Here is a 258-nt window from a genome sequence, read left to right on the forward strand (position 1 = left end):
GGATGTCTTCCATCGTGAAGACCAGCGGCTTGTCGACCAGGCCATGGATCATGAGGCGGTGGTTGGCGGGGTTGATCTCGGCGATGCCACCGTGGTGGCGCTCGAAGCACAGTCCAGACGGGGTGATGATGCCGTCGAGCTCATGCAGCGGCGTGAAGTTCACAGAGGAATCCGGCGAGGCGGTCAGCCAGGAGACGTCGCGACGGACGATGTGCTTCTCGAAGGGCGACGGCGTGCCATAGGGGCGCTTGTCGACGC

At 64.0% G+C, this 258-nt stretch carries 1 pseudogene; it reads right to left on the bottom strand.

Annotation, left to right across the window (positions count from 1 at the left end):
* Positions 1-258 (bottom strand): annotated as a pseudogene (locus AX750_RS20105) (sulfite dehydrogenase); the annotation flags it as partial.

The sequence above is a fragment of the Methylobacterium sp. CCH7-A2 genome, from assembly GCF_001557075.1.
Taxonomy (GTDB): Bacteria; Pseudomonadota; Alphaproteobacteria; order Rhizobiales; family Beijerinckiaceae; genus Allobosea; species Allobosea massiliensis.